At 69.0% G+C, this 22,620-nt stretch carries 18 protein-coding genes and 5 pseudogenes; 13 read left to right on the top strand and 10 right to left on the bottom strand.

The features are described 5' to 3' along the window. Positions 1-180 precede the first annotated feature (180 nt). Positions 181-504: pseudogene (locus PV364_RS35895) on the top strand (transposase); the annotation flags it as partial. Here the strand turns inward: PV364_RS35895 and PV364_RS35890 are convergent. Next, positions 505-681 (bottom strand): annotated as a pseudogene (locus PV364_RS35890) (transposase); the annotation flags it as partial. Between the two features lie 298 nt (positions 682-979). Continuing rightward, positions 980-1,903, bottom strand: a complete 924-nt coding sequence (locus tag PV364_RS35885; RefSeq protein ID WP_319665000.1) for an alpha/beta hydrolase — start codon at positions 1,901-1,903, stop codon at positions 980-982. A 67-nt stretch (positions 1,904-1,970) separates the two neighbouring features. Between PV364_RS35885 and PV364_RS35880 the strand changes: the two genes are divergently transcribed. Then, on the top strand, positions 1,971-2,447 hold the full coding sequence (locus PV364_RS35880; protein ID WP_319664999.1) for a MarR family winged helix-turn-helix transcriptional regulator: 477 nt from the start codon (positions 1,971-1,973) through the stop codon (positions 2,445-2,447). Positions 2,448-2,952: 505 nt separating this feature from the next. On the opposite strand, the gene PV364_RS35875 is transcribed toward PV364_RS35880, so the two are convergent. Next, the gene (locus tag PV364_RS35875; RefSeq protein ID WP_319664998.1) at positions 2,953-3,177 is read right to left on the bottom strand and encodes a hypothetical protein; all 225 of its coding nucleotides are present in this window, start codon (positions 3,175-3,177) and stop codon (positions 2,953-2,955) included. Between the two features lie 677 nt (positions 3,178-3,854). On the opposite strand from PV364_RS35875, the gene PV364_RS35870 reads away from it, so the two are divergent. Together PV364_RS35870 and PV364_RS35865 are read left to right on the top strand one after the other, a co-directional pair. Then, the gene (locus tag PV364_RS35870) at positions 3,855-4,340 is read left to right on the top strand and encodes a hypothetical protein (RefSeq protein WP_319664997.1); all 486 of its coding nucleotides are present in this window, start codon (positions 3,855-3,857) and stop codon (positions 4,338-4,340) included. A 357-nt stretch (positions 4,341-4,697) separates the two neighbouring features. Beyond that, positions 4,698-5,159, top strand: coding sequence for a pyridoxamine 5'-phosphate oxidase family protein (locus tag PV364_RS35865; protein ID WP_319664996.1), 462 nt, complete (start codon positions 4,698-4,700; stop codon positions 5,157-5,159). 348 nt (positions 5,160-5,507) lie between these two features. On the opposite strand, the gene PV364_RS35860 is transcribed toward PV364_RS35865, so the two are convergent. Continuing rightward, positions 5,508-6,596, bottom strand: coding sequence for a hypothetical protein (locus PV364_RS35860; RefSeq protein WP_319664994.1), 1,089 nt, complete (start codon positions 6,594-6,596; stop codon positions 5,508-5,510). 415 nt (positions 6,597-7,011) lie between these two features. Here PV364_RS35860 and PV364_RS35855 point away from each other — a divergent pair, with 415 nt between their 5' ends. After that, positions 7,012-7,350, top strand: a complete 339-nt coding sequence (locus PV364_RS35855) for a YciI family protein (protein WP_319664992.1) — start codon at positions 7,012-7,014, stop codon at positions 7,348-7,350. Positions 7,351-7,615: 265 nt separating this feature from the next. Here PV364_RS35855 and PV364_RS35850 read toward each other — a convergent pair whose 3' ends face one another. Beyond that, positions 7,616-8,605 carry a hypothetical protein gene (locus PV364_RS35850; RefSeq protein WP_319664991.1) on the bottom strand — a complete coding sequence of 330 codons (990 nt, stop codon included), beginning with the start codon at positions 8,603-8,605 and terminating at the stop codon, positions 7,616-7,618. Between the two features lie 280 nt (positions 8,606-8,885). On the opposite strand from PV364_RS35850, the gene PV364_RS35845 reads away from it, so the two are divergent. The 4 genes from PV364_RS35845 (at position 8,886) to PV364_RS35830 (ending at position 14,789) form a co-directional block, all read left to right on the top strand. Next, positions 8,886-9,164 carry a hypothetical protein gene (locus PV364_RS35845; RefSeq protein WP_319664989.1) on the top strand — a complete coding sequence of 93 codons (279 nt, stop codon included), beginning with the start codon at positions 8,886-8,888 and terminating at the stop codon, positions 9,162-9,164. A 90-nt stretch (positions 9,165-9,254) separates the two neighbouring features. Next, positions 9,255-10,112 carry a GNAT family N-acetyltransferase gene (locus tag PV364_RS35840; protein ID WP_319664988.1) on the top strand — a complete coding sequence of 286 codons (858 nt, stop codon included), beginning with the start codon at positions 9,255-9,257 and terminating at the stop codon, positions 10,110-10,112. Between the two features lie 790 nt (positions 10,113-10,902). Next, on the top strand, positions 10,903-12,984 hold the full coding sequence (locus PV364_RS35835; protein ID WP_319664986.1) for an NPCBM/NEW2 domain-containing protein: 2,082 nt from the start codon (positions 10,903-10,905) through the stop codon (positions 12,982-12,984). A gap of 359 nt (positions 12,985-13,343) precedes the next feature. Further along, the gene (locus tag PV364_RS35830; RefSeq protein ID WP_319664985.1) at positions 13,344-14,789 is read left to right on the top strand and encodes a hypothetical protein; all 1,446 of its coding nucleotides are present in this window, start codon (positions 13,344-13,346) and stop codon (positions 14,787-14,789) included. 85 nt (positions 14,790-14,874) lie between these two features. Here PV364_RS35830 and PV364_RS35825 read toward each other — a convergent pair whose 3' ends face one another. Continuing rightward, complete coding sequence (locus tag PV364_RS35825) at positions 14,875-15,573, bottom strand: SDR family NAD(P)-dependent oxidoreductase (RefSeq protein ID WP_319664984.1); 699 nt, start codon at positions 15,571-15,573, stop codon at positions 14,875-14,877. A 422-nt stretch (positions 15,574-15,995) separates the two neighbouring features. Here PV364_RS35825 and PV364_RS35820 point away from each other — a divergent pair, with 422 nt between their 5' ends. Next, positions 15,996-17,234 carry a GNAT family N-acetyltransferase gene (locus PV364_RS35820; protein WP_319664982.1) on the top strand — a complete coding sequence of 413 codons (1,239 nt, stop codon included), beginning with the start codon at positions 15,996-15,998 and terminating at the stop codon, positions 17,232-17,234. Positions 17,235-17,501: 267 nt separating this feature from the next. On the opposite strand, the gene PV364_RS35815 is transcribed toward PV364_RS35820, so the two are convergent. The 3 genes and pseudogenes from PV364_RS35815 to PV364_RS35805 all read right to left on the bottom strand — a co-directional run. Further along, a complete protein-coding gene (locus tag PV364_RS35815) occupies positions 17,502-17,912 on the bottom strand; it encodes a DUF6924 domain-containing protein (RefSeq protein ID WP_319664980.1) in 411 nt (136 codons plus the stop codon). Positions 17,913-18,335: 423 nt separating this feature from the next. Then, a complete protein-coding gene (locus PV364_RS35810) occupies positions 18,336-19,169 on the bottom strand; it encodes a S1 RNA-binding domain-containing protein (RefSeq protein WP_319664979.1) in 834 nt (277 codons plus the stop codon). A gap of 50 nt (positions 19,170-19,219) precedes the next feature. Then, positions 19,220-19,407 (bottom strand): annotated as a pseudogene (locus PV364_RS35805) (IS630 family transposase); the annotation flags it as partial. A gap of 190 nt (positions 19,408-19,597) precedes the next feature. Between PV364_RS35805 and PV364_RS35800 the strand changes: the two are divergent. From PV364_RS35800 to PV364_RS35790, 3 genes and pseudogenes are all read left to right on the top strand, one after another. Beyond that, positions 19,598-19,974: pseudogene (locus PV364_RS35800) on the top strand (hypothetical protein); the annotation flags it as partial. A 96-nt stretch (positions 19,975-20,070) separates the two neighbouring features. After that, complete coding sequence (locus tag PV364_RS35795; RefSeq protein WP_319664978.1) at positions 20,071-20,850, top strand: hypothetical protein; 780 nt, start codon at positions 20,071-20,073, stop codon at positions 20,848-20,850. Positions 20,851-20,997: 147 nt separating this feature from the next. Next, positions 20,998-21,201, top strand: a pseudogene (locus tag PV364_RS35790) (transposase); the annotation flags it as partial. 328 nt (positions 21,202-21,529) lie between these two features. Here the strand turns inward: PV364_RS35790 and PV364_RS35785 are convergent. Then, a complete protein-coding gene (locus PV364_RS35785; protein WP_319664977.1) occupies positions 21,530-21,856 on the bottom strand; it encodes a DUF6176 family protein in 327 nt (108 codons plus the stop codon). Positions 21,857-22,620 lie beyond the last annotated feature (764 nt).

The raw sequence follows: 22,620 nt of genomic DNA, 5'->3' as shown, positions 1-22,620 counted from the left end.
GTCACGCTCCGCATACTGATCCGTCGAGCAACGAGCCGCTACCGCTGGGACGCCCGACCCACCACCCGACGCCTCACATGATCCATTTGCCGGTCGGTCTAAATCCCGATCAAGGAAGAACACCTGATCAGCGACGTGACTGCCTCTGTCGAGGCGGTTGAAGAGGTCCGGCCGGTCGAGCTGTCGGCGGACGTGCTGGATGAGCAGTTGATCGGGCAATTGGTCGACCGAGCCCGCGCGAGCGGGCTGCAGTTGACGGGCGAGAGCGGGCTTTTGCAGCAACTGACCAAGCGGGTGCCGGAGTCCGCCCTCGAGGGCGAGATCACTGATCACCTCGGATACGACAAGCACGACCCGGCCGGTGCCGGCAGCGGGCACTCCCGCAACGGCGTCCGTGCCGAGACCGTGCCGACCGACGTCGGCCCGGTCCAGATCGCAGTCCCGCGCGACCGCGACGGCAGCTTCGAACCGCAGATCGTCAAGAAACGCCAGCGCCGGCTGACTGAATATCACCGGGCAAACCGGGTCCAGTGGCTGGTTCTGCCATTCGGCCATGCCCTCCATGACCTTGTCGGCGATCGTGGACATGGTCTGCTTTGACACGCTGGCACCGTAGGCCTCCGCGAGGTGGGCGGAGATGTCGCCGCGCGCGGACAGCGACAAGACCATCTCGTCGACGCCGGCCGCAGGCGGTCACCCAGACCTGCGTGGTCCACCCGATCCGGGCCTCGTTCCGCTGTGCAGGCCGGCAGGACTGGGACAAGATCTCTCGTGCGCTCGAGCCCATCGGTCAGTTGCACTCGTGTCACGCAAGAAGATCTGGCATCCCCGCGTGAGCCACCGCCCACGGAGAACGCACCCCCGGGGTCCTGAACGGCCCTCGGGGCGAGGTGGGGCGCGGCGCGGGCCGCCAGGATTAGGAACGGCGAGCCAGGGCTCAGGGTGCTGACCGTGGTCCGCATGAGACCGTCTGCGGGCTTCAGCCTGCCGACGTGCGTGCCGTGTCCCTGGTGCGGATGTGCTGGCTGAGAAAGAGAGCGGCGCGGTCCAGTGCCTCGTCGGCTTCGTCCAGGACGCCGGTGAATGCCTGGAAGACATGTGGAACGTCAGCGGTGATGTCCAGGATGACGTCCACCCCGGCGTCTCTCGCGCGCGCGGCCATGCGTGTGGAGTCGTCCAGGAGCATTTCGTTGGTGCCCGCTTGCAGAAGCATCGGGGGGAAGCCGGTCAGGTCGGCGAGGATCGCGGGGCTGAGCATGGGCTGGTGGGGGTCCTGTCCCGCGCGATACATGGCCCCGGTGTGTTCCAGGCCCTCACGCGTGAAGAACGGATCGATGCTCGCCTTGGTGTCCATGCTCTCGCCTGTCCGGGTCCCGTCAAGTCCTGGGGAGAACGCCACGATCGCGGCGGGCATGGGCAGGCCCGCGTCGCGAGCGGCGAGGCAGGTGGTGACAGTGAGGCCGCCGCCGGCGGAGTCGCCGGCGAACACCGTCGCCGACGGGTCTTCGCCGCCGTCGAGAAGTGCGCGGTAGGCGCTCAGCCCGTCCTCGATCGCGGCCGGGAACGGGTGCTCAGGGGCAAGCCGGTAATCCAGCGAGAACGCCCTGAACCCGGTTCTGGTCACCAGGTTCCCCGTCAGCGACATCGCCGTCTCCGGTGAACCGACCACGTAAGAGCCGCCGTGAAAGTAGAGGATCGTCCCTGCCTTCGGAGTGTCGACTGGCTCGACGAGCACCGCGGGCCGATCGCCGAGCGTCGTATTCCGGGTGCGGATCCCAGCCGGGACGATCATTTCCCCCATCATCGCCCTGAATCCGGCGCGGAGCTCCTCCACCGACCGAGGGCCCTCCGACTGAGGCCGTCGGACCATCACGTCGATCTCTGCCCGCTGTTGCCTGCTCATTGTCGCCTCCATCGCAAGTGCATGCCAAGGAACTAAATGCTGTGGCATGCAGGGTAGAATATATGCCATGGCATCTAAGTCAAGCCGTGGCCCGATCGACCTTCCGGGCTTCTTCGCCGATCTCGTCCGCTGCGAGACACGCCTCTACAACGCGCTGAACGACCGCCTTCGCGAGCGGCACGGGATCGTCACCTCGCAGTTCGAGTTCCTGCGCTTCCTGCGCGACCACCCCGGGTCCCGGGTGGCGGACCTCGCCACCGAATTCGCCATCGGGATCGGCGCGACCAGCAAGGGCGTCGACCGCCTCGAGAAGCAGGCATGGGTCACGCGGCGAACCAATCCATCGGATCGCCGCTCATCACTGCTGGACCTGACCGCTGGAGGCCTGCGACTCGTCGAGGCGGCAGAGGCGACCTTCACCGAAGCACTGGCCGAGCTGACCGCAGACGTCCTCGGCGGTCCCTCAGGACTGGCCGCCGTACAAGTCCTCTCGGAGCTGCGCTCCGGGCTCGAACGCGACCAGATCGGCCTGCCCACAGGGTGACCGGCATGCGCATCCAGTGCGACTGCCCGTTCGCTGCGTGATCAGCTTTCGTTACGAGGGTGAATCCCGCGGATTGATCACGACGCGATACGCACCCTGGGCCTTCGCATTCGCCATTCCGCGGTTGGGGCCGGTCACCACCGCTGTCCCGTACAGCCCGTACGGCAGTTCTCCGCCGCGCCAGGTGCCGGCGAGCGCCCGCGCCGCGGCGTTGTCCAGGCCCCGCAGCACCGCTGCCCAGTCCGGCGTCTCACCGGTGGTGTGCCAGGTCGCGAGTGCGCGGCGCCGACGGGCGCCGGCAAACCAGTACGCCAGCCGCGCCGCACGGGCGGAACCCCTGTTCGGAGGACCTGCGGGCGATGCATGGCGGCGTCAAGACCTCGCTGAACGGGGCCCGAGAAAGCCGGTCGTCGGCGTGGCCCGGGTCCCCCCGCACGACGGCGGCGCCGGACAGGAGTCCTGTCCGGCGCCGCCCGCCCGCCTGGTCGCGGATGTTCCCCCGGCGTCAGGGGAGCCAGAGCGTCAGGAGGAAGCCCGGGCTGTCCCACGTGCACGTGTACTGGTAGGCCTGGCCGGAGTCGACGAACTTCTTGCCGGCCGTCTTGCAGGCCTCGCTCGTCGAATACACCTTGTACGGCACGCTCGCGGCCGCCGGGGCGGCGAGCGCCAGCATCCCGGTGAGCGTCGCGGCCACGGCCACGGCGACCGAGGCGCCTCTGCGCTTGTTCATGTCCCCTCCAGGAAGAGCTCGTCGCACGACTGGATCACCGGCATCCTCACATCATGACAATGGACACGTCAATGATGCGGATCATGGGCGGCGCCGCCGTGCCGTCCCGGCGGCAACGCGGCCGGAGGCCCGGCAGGGGCCCTGCTTCGGCGTCGACATACGGATACCTGACGATTCAGGGGTGCTGACGCCGGCTCCCACCGGGCGGATCAGCCCATGCGAAGGACGAGTACGGGTTACCCGTTCGGGGTGGTGGGCTGAACTTCTCAAGGCCAGGTTCTTCGTGCTGAGCTGCCTGATCACCGGGGAGTCCCTCTCCGGCATTCCGACCCAGGCTACGAGGCTGGTAGTGGCCGTGATCGTGCTCCTTGTCGTCCGGAAGTTGGCTGTCGGGCCTGCTCGGCAACAGAGCAGGCGTTGACATCAGCGGCTGACACCGACAGCAGCAGACAGGGCAGGCACGCCGCGGATATGACGTACAGCGCACGCAGTGGCTACCCGTATCTGGCTGGTCAGTAAGGCAGTGGGGATCGACCTGATAAGGATGAGACCGGACCTTCAAGCCGTCTCTGATGGGGGAAGGCCACGTTCTCGGGCGGCTGACCCCGACCGAGCAACCTTCGGGAGTCCGCGCGGATACTGGGGCGTCTCATCAGTGCTGACGCCGGGGAGGGGCTGTGGCAGACATCAGTTTCGGGATCTTCGTCGTACTCTTCATGGTTGCGGTGAGTCTGTTCTCCGTGCGAGCGGCCTGGCTTCACTGGGCCGACTCGGATCGGGCGCCCGACGCGGCGACGCACTGGTCCTCGACGAACCCGTCGGTCATCAGGGGACATCAACGCGGCATCGTTGCCCTCGCGGGCTGGCTGGTGTCCATGACGATCGGCATCGCCGCCGCTGCCGCCGCCGCCGGCGGTGCGGGCCCCGCTGTTGAAGAGGTCGGCGCCTTCTTCATCCTGGGCTCGTTCCCGTTGCTGATGCTGCATGCCACGATCGCGTGGTTCAACCGGCCGAAGTTCCTGGTACCGCCTCACCGGCGCAGCGAGACGGGCTCGGTGATCGAGTGGCGGCGTCACCGCCGAGACCTTCGCGCCGCGATAAAGGAGGCTGGGCAACGTGACACCCGAGGGCGGCATTCGACCGACCCTCCGAAGCAGGGCTGACCTGCTCGGCCAGGCCCTCCCGCACCTCCGCCCTTGTCTTCCGAGCGTCCGCGCTGCGGCCTTGATCGGACCAGGTCCTGGCAGCGTTTGAGGGCGGGAAGCCGGGCACCGTGCGCAAGCTCGGGCGGCTGCTCCGTGCGGTGCCGGCCGCGTGAACCACCCCGGAAATACCCGGCGGAACAGTCACCGGAGAACCCCCGGACCCCGGGCTCCGCATGCGGCTGTCCCTGCCGGCTGCGCCCTGACCGTGCGCAGCACGGCCGAACCCGGGCCAAAGGCTGAGGGGTTCATCGGTCGCCGGCAGTAGGTCCCGCGCCTCAGGCGCGCTTCGCGCCCGCTTGGCTAGGGTCGATCCCCATGGTGACCACAGGAATCGTTCGGCGCGGGACGGCGGAGCGGGTGCGCGACACTCGGGAGCGGCTCGTTGCCGAACGGGATGTGTGGGTGTCGACGGCTCACCCCGATCACGGGCCGCACCAGGTGCCGCTGTGGTTCTCGTGGGATGGGCGGGCAGTGTGGATGTGCACCAGCGCCACTTCTGTGACCGCGCGAAACGTCCGCAAGGAGCCGCGCGTGCGGCTGTCGCTGCCGAACACCTTCGACGTGGTGCTTCTCCAGGGTGAGGCGGAGTACTTCCCGGACGACGAGGTGCCCGGCGGCGCAGCCGAGGCGTTCGCCGACAAGTTCGGGTGGGATCCACGCGGGGAAGAGGGTTCCTTCCTGTATGTGCGCGTGGTCCCCAGGACCGTGCGCGCGTGGCGCGGCGAGCCGGAACTGCGCGGGAGGGGCATCATGCGCGACGGGACGTGGCTGGAGTGACGGCCGTTCCTCGTCGGCGCGCGCCTCTGCCAAGACGGGCCGCACGTGCCACACGCGTGCCACGTCGGACGCGGCCGGCGGGCGACCGCGGGAACGCCTGTGAGAGGTCCACGTCACCGCGGGTCAGCACCGGTCCGGTTGAGGCATGGTTGTTCCCGGTCCTTCCGAAGGGAGAGCCCAGGCTGTCGCGGTAGACCCCAATGGGCTCAGCGGCGGTGACCTCGACCAGGCAGGACGCCGGGGCCACATGACGGCGACGACCGGAAATGGCTGCGCTCCTCCAGTGCGCCGGATGGCGAGCAGGCCGCAGCGTTCGACGCATGCTGAAGCGCACGGTCCGCCGTGTGGTCAGCCGTGGTCCTCCCACTCCGCTCGGCAGAACCGTGCCCCGCTGACCACGGTGTCGCCGGCTCGATTGGCTCGTACATACATGTTGAGGCCGGGCGAACCGAGATCTCCTCCGCAGGCGAAGGTGATGCCCATTCCGCTCTCCTCCAGTCGCTGCATCAGGGACGCGTCCACGGCCTGGACGGACATGCCGATCAGGCGGATGCCCTCGAATTCCACCTGCGGCCCAGTGAGTCCGTCAACGGTGACTGCGCCCAGGGTGGGGGGCCCGCCTGGGCCACAGGCATAGTGAGCGGTCACGCCGGCCTTGTCGAACCGGTCGTGGGACAGGATCCACTCTCCGGGGTTCTCCCACGGCCGACCGAAGGAGTACCGGCCGAGACGAGCAGCCGGCTGCTCGTCCAACGCGCTCGACACCTGCTGCGGATTCATGCCGAACCGGAGGGGACCTATGCTCTGCAGCGGTGTCCAGTCCCAGCGCGGCCGGTCTTCCTCGGCCCTCACGGGCCACGTCCCCGGGTTCAGCTGCTCGTCACTGACATCCCACCAGTAGGCGACCGGCTCGGATCCGTACGGATCCTCCGCCAGCTCACTGCCGACGAGCAGGGCATGGGTGATCATCGTGTCCTGCCGCTGCAGATACCCCTCGGACGACAGCCCCAGTTCCTGCGTGGCGCCCATGGAAACACCCCAGGCCTCGACCTCCGGATCACCGCTCCAGTTCACTCGTACGGGAGTCCCCTCCCGGTGTGCGAGGTCCTGGATGTCCGCGCACACCTCGGAGGGCACGCGGGCGATCAGCTCGATGTCCCGCAGACGCACCAGCGGGCCGTCCATCGCATCGATCGCTACCGCGACCAAGCCCGAATCCGCCCCGTAGATCCCGGTCACACCCCAGTCGGTGTAGGAGCCCCAGCCTTTGCCGCTGCCCAGTCCCTGTGAGACGTGGGCGATCGCCCCGTCCATGGCCGACGCCACCTCATCCGAGTTCATCCCGAACCGCAGCGGCCCCACCCCCACCAGCGGGTCAAGCGCCCACTGTGCCCGCTCCCCAGGCTTCTTGTTCCACCAGTGCACCTCAACCCCCACGGCTGTTCAGAACACTCCCAGCAGGTCTGCCAGGGATCAGGGGCCACCCTAGGCGCGGCCTCCGACAACAGGCGCCGGCGCTCGACGAGCTCCCGGTCGTCATCGTTCCACGCACTTCCGACGAAGACGCTCGCCCCCTCACCACCCCGCCCCGCCGCGCCCCTGCCGAACGGTCCCGCAGGGCCCGCTCCACCCCTTGGACCACCACCTCGTGAGGCAGCGCGGGCGGGGTCTGAAAGCTCATGTGAGAGTGCACCCCCGCGAGGCCGCCCAGCCCGCACGACCACACGTGCCGGCAAGGCCGGGGGGAGCGTGGCCCGATGCTGCGCGAGGGCGAGGCGTTTCGACCCTGGAAGACGGCGTTCGCCGTAGGGTGGGATGCGCCGAAGCAGGCCAACGGCCGAGGGAGCTGCCCATGACGCGGTACCTGATCTCGTTCGATGACGGCGCGATGACCTTCCCCGAGGAGGAGTTGTCCGAGGTGGCCGAGGCCTCGCACGAGGTGGTGCGCAAGGCTCAGGAGGCCGGCGTGTGGGTCTTCGGCGGTGGGCTGGAAAGGCAGCAGGCGAGCGTCGTGGCCACCGACGGGACCGTCACCAAGGGCCCGTACCCGGAGACCAAGGCGGTACTCGGCGGGTTCTCGATCATCGACGTGCCCTCACGTGAGGACGCGCTGGAGTGGGCAGCGAAGATCGGTGCCGCGTGCCGTTGTGCCCAAGAGGTCCGCGAGATCATGGCAGACCCGGCCGTCTGACCGCAGACGACCCGCCCCGGCTGGGACGTGCTTCGGGAGCGGCTTGCGACGTGCGGGGGCGAAACGCTGTGTGTCTGTGAGCAACGCGATCGGAGGGCACGATCCGGCGGCCGAAGCGTGGACGCGGCTGGTGCTCGACGAATCCGGGTGAGGCGGCGCGGTGGGGCCGGGCGGCGGACACGCCCTGACCCGGTGCGGGCTGGTGTCCACTTGGCTCCCTACGAGACGGCCGGAGGCGCCCGCGATCGAGTCAGGGCCGCGGCTGTCAGGTGTCCGGGGGCGTCCGATGACCTGGATCGTCCGAGCGGATGAAGGCGAGCGCCCGCCTGATATTCGGTAGAGGGTCCGTGGGGTACTCGTGACCGAGCCCGGGCAGCACTTCCAGTCCGCACGGAATCCCGTGTGACGTCAGGAACTCGGCGAGCCGTCGCATCTTTTCGCACCGCACGCCGTCGTCGTCGTTCGCGCCGACCATGAGGTAGCCACGCAGCGGAAGGCCGCTTCGCCGCTGCTTCTCCATGACCGGCAGCCAGGACGCGGGGTCGCCAGTACGCGGGCCGGCCATCCCGAGCAGGACGAATCCACGAGCCGGTACGGTCCCGCCGAGGGCCATACGCAGGGCGGTTTCGGCACCCATCGAGAACCCGGCGATGATCAGGTGGTCCACGTCCAACTCGTACTCGGCTGTCAGCGTCGCGTACTGCTCCCGGACATCGCGCAACGCTTCGTCTTCGTCGTCCCAGACAGCGCGGTCCCGCGCGATCCACTGGGACGACTGGACGGCCGCGAGCAACCGCCCTTCCCGCACGACCTCCCGCCAGCCGTGCAAGCATTCCCGGGCGCCCCCACCGTTGCCGTGCAGAGCGATGACAGCGCGGTACGGTTCCGGCCCCGCATCCTCCCCCACGACCGAGCAATGTGCCGCCGCCGAGGCAGCACGCTGCCGGGCGAGACTCTCGCGTGCCACATCCTCGAAGCCGGCCGTGCCCTGCAACGTCCCCCATGACGGTGATCGACGCAGCAGAACTTCCCCGTACCAGTACCCCCGTGCCAAGGCCTCCCGGATGAGGGTCACGGCGAGATCGGCCCTGCCCATCCGCGCGGCCGCGCAGGACCGCAGGTAGTAGACGTCCGATGCGTCGTCGGGGAACCGCGGTCCCTCCTCGGTGATCAGGCTGTACGCTTCGGCGTGCCGCTGCTGGTCCGACAGACGCTTCACACGTTCCTGCAGGCCGCGGAATCCAAGTGGCGCCATTTCCCTCCCCCTTGGGTCGTCCCGCTCGATCCTCGCATCACGCCCGCGGACCGTCAGCAACGACCCGCGCGCGAGCCCCGCCCGCCCTGCGGCGCTGCGCGACCACCACACATCCGGGGTCCGCCCAGGTGGGTGCCGACGCGGCTCGCGGACGACCGGTAGCCTCAGCCCCCGAACCGGTGCACCTCGGATCAGAAGCAGAACTTCGGCCATGCTCCCCCGGCTCGTCCGACGGTCGATGGCGCGGTCGCACCACGGCGACAATTACGATGGAGAGCCCATGCCCGGACCGGCCCGCCGCAGACCCACCGCCTTGTATGCGACAGCCACGACCTGTGCCGTCATAGGCGCCCTGCTGTGCGTGCGCAGCCAGGGCGGCACGCCCCCCAGTCTCTCCACCCGCTCGTACGGGGACTTCCTGGCGGCCGATGCGTACCCCCCGTCGGACTGGCGGGTGTGGTCACCGGCGGTCCCCGAAGACCGTCTTGGCCTGTACCTGCTCGCGGCCGGGCTGGTGCTGGCTGTGGTCGCACGCCTGTTGTCCGCACGACGTGACTGAGCGGCGCCGACGCCGTACGGACATGGGCCTCCTGGTCTGCCCCGGCGGAAAATCGAGGGCGCGCACCCGCGTCACGCGGAATCATGAGGCATGCGCCCGGATGAATGGCACCTCACCGAGGACCTCGACCGCTTTCTCGCCCGAGCCGGCGACTTCCTGCGCTCGCGCCCGGCACTTCACACCCTCCCGCTGACGGTCACCGAGACCCTGCGAACACGCGGGCTGGACGCGTACGGCGCCGAGGCCCCCGTCTTCGGCTGGCTGGAACGGGCGGGCGAGGTCCGCGCGACCTACTTCCGCACCCCGCCCCGCCACCTCAACCTCACCCCCCTCGACCCCGAGGGGGCGGACGCTCTCGCCGCGCACCTGGCAAGCCTGGGCCACTGCCTTCCGGGCGTCAGCGCGGACCACGACTCCGCCAACGCCTTCGCCGACGCCTGGCAGCGGCACACGGGCGCGACAGCGACGCTCCAGGAACGGCAGTGCCTGTACCGCCTCGGTACGCTCACCCCGCCGCCGGCGCTCCCCGAGGGCCGGGGCCGGGTCGCGGACGAGCAGGACCGCGACCAACTCATGCTCTGGTACCGCGAGTTCGTCGAGGCGACGGGAGGGCTCGCCCCCACTGACGCCGGATCCTGGGCCGACGCACGCCTAGCGCACGGACGCGTCGTCTTCTGGGAGGCCCCGGACGGCACCCCCGTCTCCATGGCGGGCACGACCCCCATGGTCGCCGGGCAGATCCGGGTGGCCCCCGTCTACACCCCCGCTCACCTGCGCGGCCGCGGCTACGCGGGCGCCGCGACGATCGCGGTGAGCCGGGCCGCGCTGGACTCGGGCGCGGCGCATGTGCTGCTGTTCACGGACCTGGCCAACCCCACCAGCAACGGCCTCTACCAGCGGCTCGGGTATCGCCGGGTCACCGATTTCGCCGTGTACGGCTTCGCGTAGGCGCGACCGGCGCGCCATCGCCTGCTGGTCCTTTCCCGGGCCTGCCCGCGCGCCGTCTGGAGACGGACTGTCAGACCTGAGACAGCGGACGGTCCCGCGGAGCAGCGAGTCCGGGACCGGCAGATCTGGCACCGAGTCACTCTTCGAGCCGAATGCAAGCTGACACGCCGTGCGCACTCGGCCTGGCGCAATTATGGTCGAAGAGCAGACAGGACTGGCTATCCACTGGAACACGGCCGTCCCTCCCAGGGGCGGCCGTCTCTCTTGCGCCCGGCCGGAACCCGCCCGACACCGCGGCGGCCTGCCGGGGTACGCCGGAAGCGCGGCGTCGCGCCCGCCGCCAGAACCTGTGGTCCGCCGGCGGTAGCCGACCGCCTTCCGGTCGCCGAACGCGCCCCCGACGCGATCCGGGCCGCACACGGACCGGCGGCCGGACGGTACCGGCCCTCGGCCGCACCGGCCCTCGACCCCGCCTCGGGCTCGCACGACATCCAGCGAGGTCAGACCTCGCACATCTCCGTAGGCATCACCTGCCTGATGCCACATCACGCCTTCTCCGGCAGGGATCACTACAGACGCCCCACGAGTCCTGCCAGTAACTCTTAATTTAGGAATTATTATTGACGGGCGCCGGTGAGTCCCTGCAAGATCCTGGCAACACCACCGCAGGCGTGCGGGCATTGAGTGGTCAGGAGACCGACCGCCGCACCCTTGACGAGGGAGCGGTACCTCGGGCTCACGGCCAGGACGGGTCGGCATGCCTGATCGATCGGACAGCTAAGGATCCGATGTGAAACGACATCTCACCGCCCTCCTCGCTCTCGTGACCGGCTTGCTGGCCGTCTCGGTGCCTGCCCAGGCCACTCCTGCGGCCGGCAAGGCCGCCGCCGCGCCGCCGGCGCCCCAGCAGGTGCTGAGCCCGACGCCGTACATGGGCTGGAACACCTACTACGCGTTCGGTGGCGACCCCACCGAGGCCGAGATCAAGTCGACAGCCGACTTCCTGGTCAGCAGCGGCCTGCGCGACGCCGGCTACCAGTACGTCTGGATCGACGGCAACTGGGCGGCGCCGACCCCGCGCAGCGCGGCCGGCGACCTGACGCCCAACCCCGCTCAGTTCCCGAACGGGCTGGCGCCGCTGGTCGACTACATCCACTCCAAGGGCCTGAAGGCCGGCATCTACACCGACGCCGGCCCGTACATCCCGGGCAAGTGCGGACTCGGCAGCAACGGCTACTACCAGCGCGACGCGGACCAGTTCGCCGCCTGGAAGTTCGACGCGGTCAAGGTGGACTACCTCTGCGGCATCGCCGCGAACCTCGACCCGAAGACCGTCTACACCGAGTTCGCGCAGGCGCTGCGGAACAACGCCAGCAAGCGCCCCATGATCTTCAACCTCTGCAACCCGGTGACCTCCCCCGACTGGGGCAACTACCCGGAGGAGCAGCAGTCGACGTACTCCTGGTCCTACGCGCCGAAGATCGCGCAGTCCTGGCGGACGTACACCGATGTGGGCTTCGTCGACGAGATCAAGTTCAAGGACGTGCTGCGCAACTACGACGCGAACGCGCGGCACCCCGAGGCCGCGGGTCCCGGGCACTTCAACGACCCGGACTACCTCGGTCCCGAGCACGGGATGTCCGACGAGGAGTTCCGTACCCAGATGACGCTCTGGTCGGTGGCGGCTGCCCCGCTGGTGATCGGCAGCGATGTCACCAAGCTGGGCAAGACCTCGCTCAGTACTCTCTCCGACCCCGATGTGCTCGCGATCAACCAGGACCCCGCCGTGGTCCAGGCCGTCCGTGTCGGGGCCGCCGGGACGACGGAGACCTGGGTGAAGCGGCTCGCCAACGGTGACCGTGCCGTGGTGCTGCTCAACCGCGGCGACAGCCCGGCGACCCTGACCACGAAGGCGTCGTCGGTCGGCCTGTCCGGCCACCGGTTCACGCTGAAGAACGCCTGGACCAACGAGGTCACCGAGAGCGCGGGCACGATCAGTGCCGCCGTCCCGGCCCACGGCGCGGCCTTGTTCCGGGTCAGCCGTGCCACAGGCAAGCCCGGAGTTCCGCACGTCGTGGCCGGCCTGCCGCAGGTGACGCGGGTCGGTGGCGACGCGGTGCCGGCCGGTACCGCCCCGCTCGTCGCCGGCGGCGACCAGGCGCGGGTCGAGGTCACCGTCCGCAACGACGGTGGGCAGCCGGTCCAGGCTCCGCGGGTCGACCTCGCGGTGCCCGCCGGCTGGACGGCCGGTCCGCCCGGCACGGCACCCAAACTGCTGGCCTCCAACCACTCCGCGACCTTCGCCTTCACGGTGACCCTGCCGGCCACCGCCGAGCCGGGCAACGCCGCACTGACCGCCACCACGTCCTACGAGGTCATCGGCAAGGGACGGCTGCGGCAGGAGACATCCACACCGCTGGTCGTCGCACCGGCGGCACCCCACGGCGACGTGGCGCTGTCGCACCACCAGTGGATCAGCGCCACCAGCGGCTGGATGAGCCCGACGGTCGACAACAGCGTCGGCGGCTGGTCGCCGATCAGCATGCTCGGCCAGGTCCACCCGACCGGCATCGGGGTCGCCTCGCCCTCCACCGTCCGCTACTACCTCGGTGGCCGGTGCAGCCGGCTGACCGCGACCGTCGGCATCGACGACGCGGTACGCAACGTCGGCCCGGAGGGCGGCACGTCCACCTTCCAGATCATCGGCGACGGCAAGGTGCTGTACGACAGCGGCGTGGTCACCCGCGACGACGTCCAGCAGGCCGACGTCGACCTGACCGGCGTCCGGGTGCTCGACCTCGTGGTCGGCGACGCCGGCGACGGCGGCTACAACGACCGCGCCGACTGGGCCGGCCTGAACGCCACCTGCTGAACCGCCTCGGCCGCGCCCGGGGGACACCTCACCCGGGCGCGGCCGTACTTCGTCCTGAAGTGTTCGTGGACGCCCTCGGCGCCTTCAGTGATTTCGGCATCGAGGCCGCGCGACTGTACGCAACGGTGAAACTCCTGACGCACGGGGCCACGAGCGCCGCCCCGGCCTCCGAAGCGCGGCCCCGACGGTGCGGGCTTCAACCCGCCGACCAGCACTTCCCGTCGTCCTCCGAACCCGGCACGGCGTTGTCCGAGCCCGGGCGTACTCTTCCCACCGATGATCAACTGCCCGGCCCCGCAGCGAACCTGCGGGTTTCGGGTCGGTTGGGCACCTACCCAACGGGAAGAAGGATGCTCTCCATGCGGGAACCGCAGAACCGGTCGACCGGACACCGCCGCAGACGAACACTCGCCCTGATAGCCGTGAGCGGCGCCGTGCTCGTCGCGGCCGCCGGCCCGGCCGTGGCCGACGGCGGCGACGAGACCGACTACCTCGACATCAACGCGCCGTGGGAGGTCGTGCTCCCGATGGCGGACGCCGACACCGGGGCCGCGGTCCCACGGACGGTCCAGCTGGGTGTGGGCCACGACAACCCGGACAACAACGTCACCGGCGGCCGGATCACCGTGGACGCCGGCGACATCGCGGACGTCGCGACGGTGACGTGGCCGGCCGCGTGCACCCCGGACAGCGTCACGCCGCTGATCGCGACCTGCGACTTCGGGGCGGTCGGCACGTGGCCCTACACCGACGTCGCCGCTCTCACGCTGCGGGCCAAGGCGGGCGCCCCAGAGGGCGGCTCCGGATACCTGCACGTCTCCGCCGACGCCGACAGCGATTTCGGGCAGCTGACCACGGAGCCGATGGACGTGTCCGTCACCGTCGGCAGCGGCCCGGACCTGTCCCTGAACCAGCTGCCCCGGCTCAAGGGCGTGTCCCCGGGGACCGACGTCGACCAGGCACTCCGGCTGAGCAACCTGGGCAACCAGACGGTCGACCGCACGCTCCTCACCTTCTTCGCCTCGCACGGGCTCGACTTCGTGCACCGGTACGCCAACTGCTCCTACGCCGAAGACGACCAGGCCGCCAACCCCACGGGGACCACCGCGGTGTGCGTCGTGGACCAGCCGGCCGCACCCGGCATGACGTACGACCTGTCCGCCGCGGCGGCCGTGCACGCAGGCTCTGCCGCGCTGTACGAGCGATTCGACTACTCCGCCCAGCCCTACACCGACGAGGCCTACGAACAGGCGCTGAACGGCAAGGAGTTCTCCCCCGGCTCCGGCGGCGAACTCACCCTCGCCCCAGTGACGGCCGCGCGCATGTCCGCGGCCGAGGAACCCGCACCGGACCTCGACCAGGGTGACAACTACCGCGCCACCACCATCCAGGCCGTCAACACCGCCGACCTGGTGGCGGAAGGCGCGCGGGTGACGGGACTGCCCGGTGACACCGTCACCACCACCGTCTCGGTACGCAACGACGGACCCGCCTGGGTGTCCTCGCTCTTCGCCGGGGAACCGGTCGCGCTGGTCGACGTGACCCTCCCCGAGGGAACCACCGCCGTGGGAGCGCCGGGCAACTGCCAGGGAGGCGGTCGGACCTTCCGCTGCCACACCCCGATCTACCTCTGGGAGAAGGACAGCAGCGCCTTCACCTTCAGCGTACGCATCGACAGCCTGGTCCCCGCCAATGCCCCGGGCTCCATCTCCGTCGTCAACGACCACGACGAGCCCCCGGTCACCGACTTCGACCCGGACCTGACCAACAACACCGCCCCGATCACCGTCGCCGCCACCGGCTGAGCCGCAAGGCGCTCGGGGCCCGCCACGCCGCCCAGGCCGCGGGCCCCGGGCCCTCCCTCACGGGAGGTGTGGCGGCCACGTCCGCTCAGGCTATGCCGCCGTTCAACGTGAGGTCGATGCCGTTGGCTATCGGGTTCTCGAGCAGGAACAGGCAACCGTCGACGATGTCGGCCATGGTGGCGAGACGTCCGGTGAGCGTCATCTTCTGAGCCATGTCCTGGAGCTGCTCGTTGTCGACGACGACGGGGCTGTCGACAATGGCCCACGGGTGCAGCGAGTTCACCCGCACCGGAGCCAGTTCCACGCTCAGCGTGCGCACCAGTCCCTGGACGGCGGCATTGACCGCGGTGAGCGTCGTCGAACCCGGGTAAGGGATGTCCTTGGCCATGCCGCCGAACAGCAGCACCGAGGCGTCCGCGGACATCCGCTCGCGCAGCGAGGCGACCACGGTCGTGTAACCGACGATCTTCGTGGTGGCCAGGGTGGTCGCGGTGACCACGTCGTACGCCCGGGTGGTGTTCATGTCGCGCACCATCCCGACGAGCACCACGCGGTCGACGGTCCGCACGCTCTCGAGTGCGGCGGCGATCTCCGCCGGGCGGCTCAGGTCCAGCGCGAGACCCCTGACCGTGCCTCCCGACTCCCCCGCCAGTTCCTCTGCCACCTCCGCAGCCCTCTCCTGGGTGCGTCCGGTGATGACGACGTCAGCACCTCGCCGCGCGTACTCCGCGGCCAGTGCCCGCCCCGTGCCCTGCGTGGCTCCTACGATGAGGACCGTGCTCATTTCCGCTTCCTTCGGGTGTGCGACACGCTGTTCGTTCGATCAGCCGGCGGGTTCTCCGCCGCCGGGCGGGCCGCCCGGCGGCCCGGCTCCACGGCACGGCGTCGACTGCCGTCCGCAGCAACTCTCCACCACCGTGGGATTGTTGTCACGCGCGGCACGGAGCACTCACGCAGGAGCCGAGGGCTTCCGGCCAGCCCCGCTCGCGTGACAGCGGCCGGGGTGGCTCCGCCGGATCGACGGGACCCTGTCGCGGGGACCACCGGGTGCGTGGTGCAGGAGTGGATCACCGGCCAGTCCGCTGCTCACTGTTCGCCGAGGGCGGCCCGAGGCGGCCGTAATTCGTTTGACCCGGCCACAACTCGACGCTGCACTGTGGCGGGCGCCATGAACGTGGTGCCGGTACCCGGGGAGGCAGCGGCAACATGAAGATCCGTCCCACGACCGACCAGGACCTCGACGTCTTCGTCGACACCCTCCATGCCGCGTTCGGGCGCTTCCCGGAAACCGCGGCCGAGGGTGGCCGCGGAGTCTGGTGGTCGGCGCTCGAAATGGACCGCGGCCTGCTCGCCGTGGCAGCGGACGGGCGACCCGTCGGCACCGCCGGCGCGTACTCCTTCGAACTCACCCTGCCCGGCAAAAGCATCGTCCCGGCCGCCGGAGTGAGTTTCGTCGGTGTCCTGCCCTCGCACCGACGGCAGGGCGTGCTGAGCGCGATGATGCGGCATCAACTCGGCGAGCTGCGCGCCCAAGGGGAGTTCCTTTCCGTACTGCTGGCCTCCGAGGCCACGATCTACGGCAGGTTCGGGTACGGACCGGCGACCTACACCGGGCGGCTGACCGTGCCGCGCCACGAGGCCGCCCTCGCCCTTCCCCGGGCGGCGCGCGGCGCGGCCGACCCCTCGGCGAACGGCTCGGACGCCGGTTCCGTCGAGGTGCTCCAGCGAGCCCGGTGCGGCGAGATCCTGGAAGAGGTCTACGACCGGTACCGCCGTGCGCAACCCGGCGCGCTCTCCCGGCCGCACCGCTGGTGGGCCCTGGGTGCGGGGCAGCCCCCGGTCTCCCCGACGCCGCGCTACGTCGCCGTCCACCGCGACGCGGACGGCGTCCCCGACGGGTACGCCAGCTACTCCCTGGACGAGTCACGCACCTTGACGGTCGATGAGACCATCGCCACCGACGACACCGTCTTCGCGGCCCTGGCCCGGTTCCTGCTCGGACACGACCTGGTCACTCAGGTCGTGTTCCGGCATGTCCCGACCGAGCACCCGCTGCGCTGGCAGTTCGCGGATTTCCGAGCCGGCCAGGCGAGCAACCACACCGACTGGCTGTGGGTGCGACTGCTGGACATCCCGCGTGCACTGACCTCGCGCGGCTGGTTCACGGACGGCGAGCTCGTCCTCGACGTCGACGACCCGTTCCTCGGCGAGCGCGGCCGCTACCTGCTGACCGTCCGGGACAACAAGGCCGACTGCGTCCCGACCGACCGGGAACCCCACCTGTCCCTGGACGTGAGAGACCTGGGCTCGATCTACCTCGGCGGCACCACGCCGAGCACCCTCGTGTGTGCCGGACACATCCGAGCGCTCCGCCCGGGTGCGGCCGCCCTCGCCGACTCCATGTTCCGCGCCGAACGTTCCCCGCACTGCCTTCACTGGTTCTGACCGCGCTTCGCGACGGGTTGGCGCCTTGACGGCGTCGGCACCCACGTGAGCTCGACGAAGCGGGCGTTGACGGGATCTTCGGCCCGTCGCCTGCCCAGGCTGCGGTCGAGCACGGCCGGGGCCCCAGCGGTCGGCCGCCTCACCGCGTTCCGGGCGCTGTCGTCACGTGGACCGGCTGCTCCCGAGGCGTTGAGCACGACGGCAATGACGGCCGCTGCTACCACCTTCGCGCGCGGGAGCATGCCCGGGCATTCAGTGGCGTCGCCGTCACCAACCGCGGAACGTGTCAGAGCCGTCCGTGCAGTCAGCGGAGTCGGCGAAGTCCATATCGGCGATGCTCAGGTTGGCGGAGATTTCGGGGTTCCACTCGACCGGGACGCGGAAACTCCGCCCGGGATCGTCGTACAGATCGACGGAGAGAAGGGGGCGCGTCGGATCAGTCATGGTGACTGCATCCGCTAGGAACACGTATGTGATCTTGTCGTCCTCCTCGGATGCGGCATCCTCATCGACCAAGGTCTGAATGCTCGCGTCAGCGAAACACTTGTCGTCGATATACGTCGCGGCTGTGTCGTCTGCAGCGTCGATCGCCATTCTCAGGGCCTCCCAGGCCGAATCGTCGCTGAAATCGATCCGCAGCACCTGGGACGCCAGATCGTCGGCGTAAGGCAGAGCCATACGGCCATACTCTCACCCGAGAACTGCCGCTGGCGGAGCCAAGGGGGCATGCCTTGCGCGGGTCGGCGACGTTCCGGATGGCGCGGGCAGCAGGTACGCAGCGGAAGCGCAGGACCGAGTTGCGGCCGGGAGGCGACGACCGCGCGCGGATTCACCAGCACGTCATCATCGATTAGGTAAACCGAGTCGTAGCGGACCTCGCAACCAGGCCTCCACGCGAAAGCGGGAGCTGATGCGCCGTATAGGGCACTCCTCGGTGCGAACCGATCGCGGGCACGTAGTCGCCCCTTTCCGGCGGGTCACGACCTTCACCCCGCCCAGTGCTGACCGCATAAGTTCACCGGGTTCGGGGCGGGGCCTCGCCTTCACCAAATGGGCTGAGCGACCTGAGCACTCGCGCAGGGAGACAGCGACACACTGGTGTCACCGGAAGTCGGGTGAGACGTGACGTCGAGAGAGTGCCAGCCTGCGTCGTTCCCGGTCGATTTCTGTGACGACGACCGTGACCTCGTCGCCGACCTGAAGGACGTTCTCCGGAGGCTCCACAGGCATCCGGGTGAGCTCTCGTAGATGGACCAGTCCCTCAACGCCGTCGGCGACCTCAACGAAGACGCCGAACGGGACCACCTTGGTGACCTGTCCGTGCAGCGTCTGGCCCACGGCAGTCCCTTCGATGAACGCCGCGAAGGGGTCCGGTCGCATCGCCTTCAAGGACAGCCTTGCCTCTCCGTTCCAGTCGTCGAACTGAAGGAACTCACATGAGATGTGCTGTCCGACCCGAACGACGTCCGAAACTGCGTCGATGCGGCGCCAGGACAGTTCGGGGATCGTGATGAAGCCGACGCCAGGGAAGACCGGGTGGTCCGGGCCGTCGTCCAGCGACACGAACACGCCGAACCGCTCGATCGCCGCGACTTTTCCGGAAAGGACCTCTCCGCGGTGTCGTGATGTCAGGAACGCCCAAAGTTCCGGATTCTCGGTGGCGGTCATCGCCAGCCTGACCCGGCCCTCGTCCAGGTCAACGGCAAGCACCTCAGCAGTGATCCGCTGGCCGATCGTCACGGCCGCAGCCACATTCCGGCGCCAGGAGACGTCCGCCGGCCAGACGATTCCCAGCGGGCGCGCGGAAAATCCGTCCAGCGTCACCGCCACCCCGTGAGACCGCGTGATCTCTGCAACCGTCACGCTGTAGAGGTCGCCAACGTGGACCCCTGCCAAGAACTCCCGGGAAGTCTGATCGTCCGGCGCCGCCCCCATCCTGTCAGCCTCTCATGGCGAGCTGTGCGCCGGGCCCGGAGGGGGCGTGGTCAGGCTGCGGTTGCCCATGCTCGTCCGCCCCAGTGGCTGCCTTTCTCGCTGCGGATGCGGGTGCGTTCTCGGCGTTGGGCGGCGAGGGGGTGGCGGGCGTTGGCGTGGCGCCAGCGAAGTACGCGTGCAGGGCCCGGGTCTGGACGGTGTGGTCGGGCTGGTGGGAGTTGGTCAGGGTGAACTGTCGTCGGTGACGGGCATTGCTGCGCGGCCGGTACCGGACAGGCGGGGGGGTTGTGCCAGCACGTGGTGCCGGCGGCGTCGTCGCGCGCCCTCAGGGTGACGGTTGACGCCAGCATGGTGATCGTGGGGTCTATGCGGAGATCGTGTTCGTGGCCACCCCGGCTGCACGGGCAGCGGCTGCCCGCTGTGTCGTTCGGGCACTGATCCCCCTCGTACAAGGGATACCACCGATCCGCTCCTGCCACGGGCGCCGGCGGCGCAAGCCGGGAAAGCTGCGCGCCGACCAGGACTATGACTACGCTGGCCTGCGGCGATGGTTACGCCAGCGTGGCATCCAGCACCACATCGTAAGGAAAGGAGTCGAGTCCTCAGAGTGACTGGGCCGCCACCGCCGGACGATCGAACGCGCCACGCCAACTGCCGCCGGCTCCACCGCCGCTGCGACCGTGAGGCCGACCACTTCCTCGCCTTCACCGCCATCGCTCGCCCCCTCATCTGCTGCCGCAGACTCACCCATGGGGACGACATCACCATCGGTCCGGCTGCCAGGATGTGCCCGTCAGGTTCTTGACCGGGTGCCGCTTGACAGACGATGGCGGGAGAGAACGCGTCTGCGTGGTGAAGTGGGGGCCTCTGACAACTCCGACAACAGGGAGCGTTTCTTCTGATGACCGCACAGCCCGCACGCCGTAAGCGCATCGGTCCCGGAACCGCCTCGGTCATGGATGGTGTCTCGCCGTTCAAGGCTTCCCTCGTCAAAGCGGTGTTCAGGGACGTGACCCCGATGCACGTCTCTCGTTCGGCCGCGTGGGCCGCCGCGTCGGTGACGCGGACAGTGCTGACAGAGATAATTGACGGCGCGAGGAGAGCGGCGGCGGAGGAGGCCCGGAAGAAGCTGATTCCCAGGGACCTTCTCTCGGCGATCGACCGGAACGTCGAGCTGGAAGTAGGGGACAAGTGGTATGACCACAGCCCGACGTTTCGGGGCCTGACCGGTGTCCTGTCCGACGCCGAGGGTGTCATACTGCCTTCTCCTAAGCGCAGCAGGTCACGCAAACCGAGTGCTGTGGTCGGCGCCCACAGGTTCGAGGCCGGAGTCAGGAAGCTGCTGCGGAGCCAGGGGGCGACTGCCGTCCCGGCGATGGTCCGCGACCTGGACGGAATCGCGAGCGTGTTCCTGACGGACCTCGCCCGGGACGCGGCGACCATCGTCCGCGAGGGCGGGGGCGAACGTTTCGGTACCGTCACCCTGGTGGTGGCGGGCGAACCCGCGCCCCCACTCCGCAAGGACTCCTTCCGAGCCCTGTCCGCCCGCAGGGTGACCGCGCGGACCATCGGCAGGGATGACATCCTGGCCGCCACCACGCTTCAGTTGTTCGGCGGCGGCCTCAGGCAGCGAACCCTGACCGAGGCACGCGAGGCGACACAGGACCCTTCGGCCGGCTGAGCGGGCGCGACCAACCGCCGCCTGCACCCTCATCCGCTGCCGCGGACTCGCCCCATGGGATGGCCCCCTAGACCGTGTCCTACATGGTCATTTGCGGAGCCGTTTGTTGCAGCAGAGGGCCGCGGCCAGTCCGAGAAAGGCCAGGTCGTGTTCGTGGCCACTTCGGGCTGCACGTGGCAGCAGTTGCCCGCTGTCTCGTTCGGGCCGTCTGGCGCGACGGCCCACCGCCGGTTCACCGAGTGGACGAAGGCCCGGGTGTGGGCCAAGCTCCACCGCCTGGTCCTCGACGAACTCGGGGCCCGCGGTGAGTTGGACTGGTCTCGGTGCGCGATCGACTCGGTGAACCTCCGCAACCGGCTCAAGCGCCTGCAGTACCGGCGCGACACCTCGACGGCTGCACAGCCGGCACCCGCCTGACCCTCGACGACCCAGCGTCACCCTGAAAAGCCGACGTCCGTAGTGGGACAACCTCTCTGCCCCCACTCCGAAGATGACCAGGCTCTGGGCCTCTTTCGGCTCCAGGGTCCGGTGCTCGCAGCCGGCGGGACCGTCCGGCGTCGGACGCGGCAGCTACATTCAGGCATGGATGGTCCTGGAGGGTGTGACAGCGCAGACAACAGGCCGGCGCGCAAGGCTTGACCATGGCGGCGCCAGAGCGGCACCTCAAGATCAAAGGGAACTACACCGGGGGTTTCACGTCCAGCAGCTCCTCGAACGGCACAGGAGCGCCCCCCACCTCGGCCATCACCTGTTTGTGTTCCGCATCTATCGGGTGCTCGGACTTCGCGAAAGCGGCCCGCGCCGCTTCATAGTCGTCACACTCGACAACATAGACCAGCAGCGGTCCGTCCGAGGACTCAACGAGCACCGCACGTTCGTGCCGCACACCTTCATCAACCAAGGTCGCGGTGACCTCATGCCGTCGCGGACCCTGCAGCACCTGCAACCAATCGCGAAGCCTTTCCACTTTATTTGGATCCACCCGAGTCACGGTTATATGCAGCATGACTGAAATCCTTCCTTTATGGGGCGCGAACCGATACCCACGACGGCAAAGGTACCCCTGATTTCGGCTGTACTGCGAACTCGTCACTCATATCGTCTCAGGCCAATCGGCACCTTTGCCCGTCGGGGCATCAGGTCGTTCTGTGCCGCCGAATCTTCTCTATCCGACAGATCGTCCGAGAACTGCCGAGTCGTCGGCATGCCATCGGCCAGTTCCCGTCAATACCGTCGGCCGTCCGCACAATACCTCCGAACCGCGGGGCAGCAAAAAACTTTCACCGAATGAAAGTTCGGCTCCGTATCACTCACTTCGCATGCCTCGCCGAGCTTCACTGATGGACACGGCAGCTGCAATTATGGTCACCCATGGTCCTGGAGGGTGTGTGTCAGCACTGATGACAGGCCTGCGCAAGGCTTGACCGTGGCGGCGCCAGAGCGGCACCTCAAGATCAAAGGGAACTACACTGGGGATTTGTGTCGAGCAGCTCCTCACATGGCACAGGAGTGCCTCTGTGGCGCGTCAGACTTCGTGGCCGGACTCGTATCTTGCGGGTCCTGACCTGTGAAGGAGTCCGACCGATCATGGTGAGGCCGCCGCCGGTGCCGCCGGAGGAGAAGGTCCGGATCGTGCTGTCGATCGGAAACTGAAAGCGCCAGTTCCTGGAGTCCGGCCGGGCCGGCCTCGCGGGCAAGTCCGGCCCGAGCGGTCGGGAACAGCGACTTGATTCAGAGGTTGCCGACGTGGCACAGGCGCCGGCGAGGCTG

The sequence above is a fragment of the Streptomyces sp. MI02-7b genome (assembly GCF_033793585.1).
Classification (GTDB): domain Bacteria; phylum Actinomycetota; class Actinomycetes; order Streptomycetales; family Streptomycetaceae; genus Actinacidiphila.
The sequence above is the reverse complement of the archived record's forward strand: the minus strand, read 5'-3'. Positions and strand labels throughout refer to the sequence as shown.

Excerpts from the sequence above, each read along its gene's own strand:
- PV364_RS35875 (WP_319664998.1), bottom strand. The coding sequence starts at position 3,177 with ATGAACAAGCGCAGAGGCGCCTCGGTCGCCGTGGCCGTGGCCGCGACG.
- PV364_RS35880 (WP_319664999.1), top strand. The coding sequence starts at position 1,971 with ATGGCATCTAAGTCAAGCCGTGGCCCGATCGACCTTCCGGGCTTCTTC.
- PV364_RS35845 (WP_319664989.1), top strand. The coding sequence starts at position 8,886 with ATGCCCGGACCGGCCCGCCGCAGACCCACCGCCTTGTATGCGACAGCC.
- PV364_RS35830 (WP_319664985.1), top strand. The coding sequence starts at position 13,344 with ATGCGGGAACCGCAGAACCGGTCGACCGGACACCGCCGCAGACGAACA.
- PV364_RS35885 (WP_319665000.1), bottom strand. The coding sequence starts at position 1,903 with ATGAGCAGGCAACAGCGGGCAGAGATCGACGTGATGGTCCGACGGCCT.
- PV364_RS35785 (WP_319664977.1), bottom strand. The coding sequence starts at position 21,856 with ATGCTGCATATAACCGTGACTCGGGTGGATCCAAATAAAGTGGAAAGG.
- PV364_RS35795 (WP_319664978.1), top strand. The coding sequence starts at position 20,071 with ATGACCGCACAGCCCGCACGCCGTAAGCGCATCGGTCCCGGAACCGCC.
- PV364_RS35825 (WP_319664984.1), bottom strand. The coding sequence starts at position 15,573 with ATGAGCACGGTCCTCATCGTAGGAGCCACGCAGGGCACGGGGCGGGCA.
- PV364_RS35820 (WP_319664982.1), top strand. The coding sequence starts at position 15,996 with ATGAAGATCCGTCCCACGACCGACCAGGACCTCGACGTCTTCGTCGAC.
- PV364_RS35865 (WP_319664996.1), top strand. The coding sequence starts at position 4,698 with ATGGTGACCACAGGAATCGTTCGGCGCGGGACGGCGGAGCGGGTGCGC.
- PV364_RS35815 (WP_319664980.1), bottom strand. The coding sequence starts at position 17,912 with ATGGCTCTGCCTTACGCCGACGATCTGGCGTCCCAGGTGCTGCGGATC.
- PV364_RS35850 (WP_319664991.1), bottom strand. The coding sequence starts at position 8,605 with ATGGCGCCACTTGGATTCCGCGGCCTGCAGGAACGTGTGAAGCGTCTG.
- PV364_RS35840 (WP_319664988.1), top strand. The coding sequence starts at position 9,255 with ATGCGCCCGGATGAATGGCACCTCACCGAGGACCTCGACCGCTTTCTC.
- PV364_RS35810 (WP_319664979.1), bottom strand. The coding sequence starts at position 19,169 with ATGGGGGCGGCGCCGGACGATCAGACTTCCCGGGAGTTCTTGGCAGGG.
- PV364_RS35855 (WP_319664992.1), top strand. The coding sequence starts at position 7,012 with ATGACGCGGTACCTGATCTCGTTCGATGACGGCGCGATGACCTTCCCC.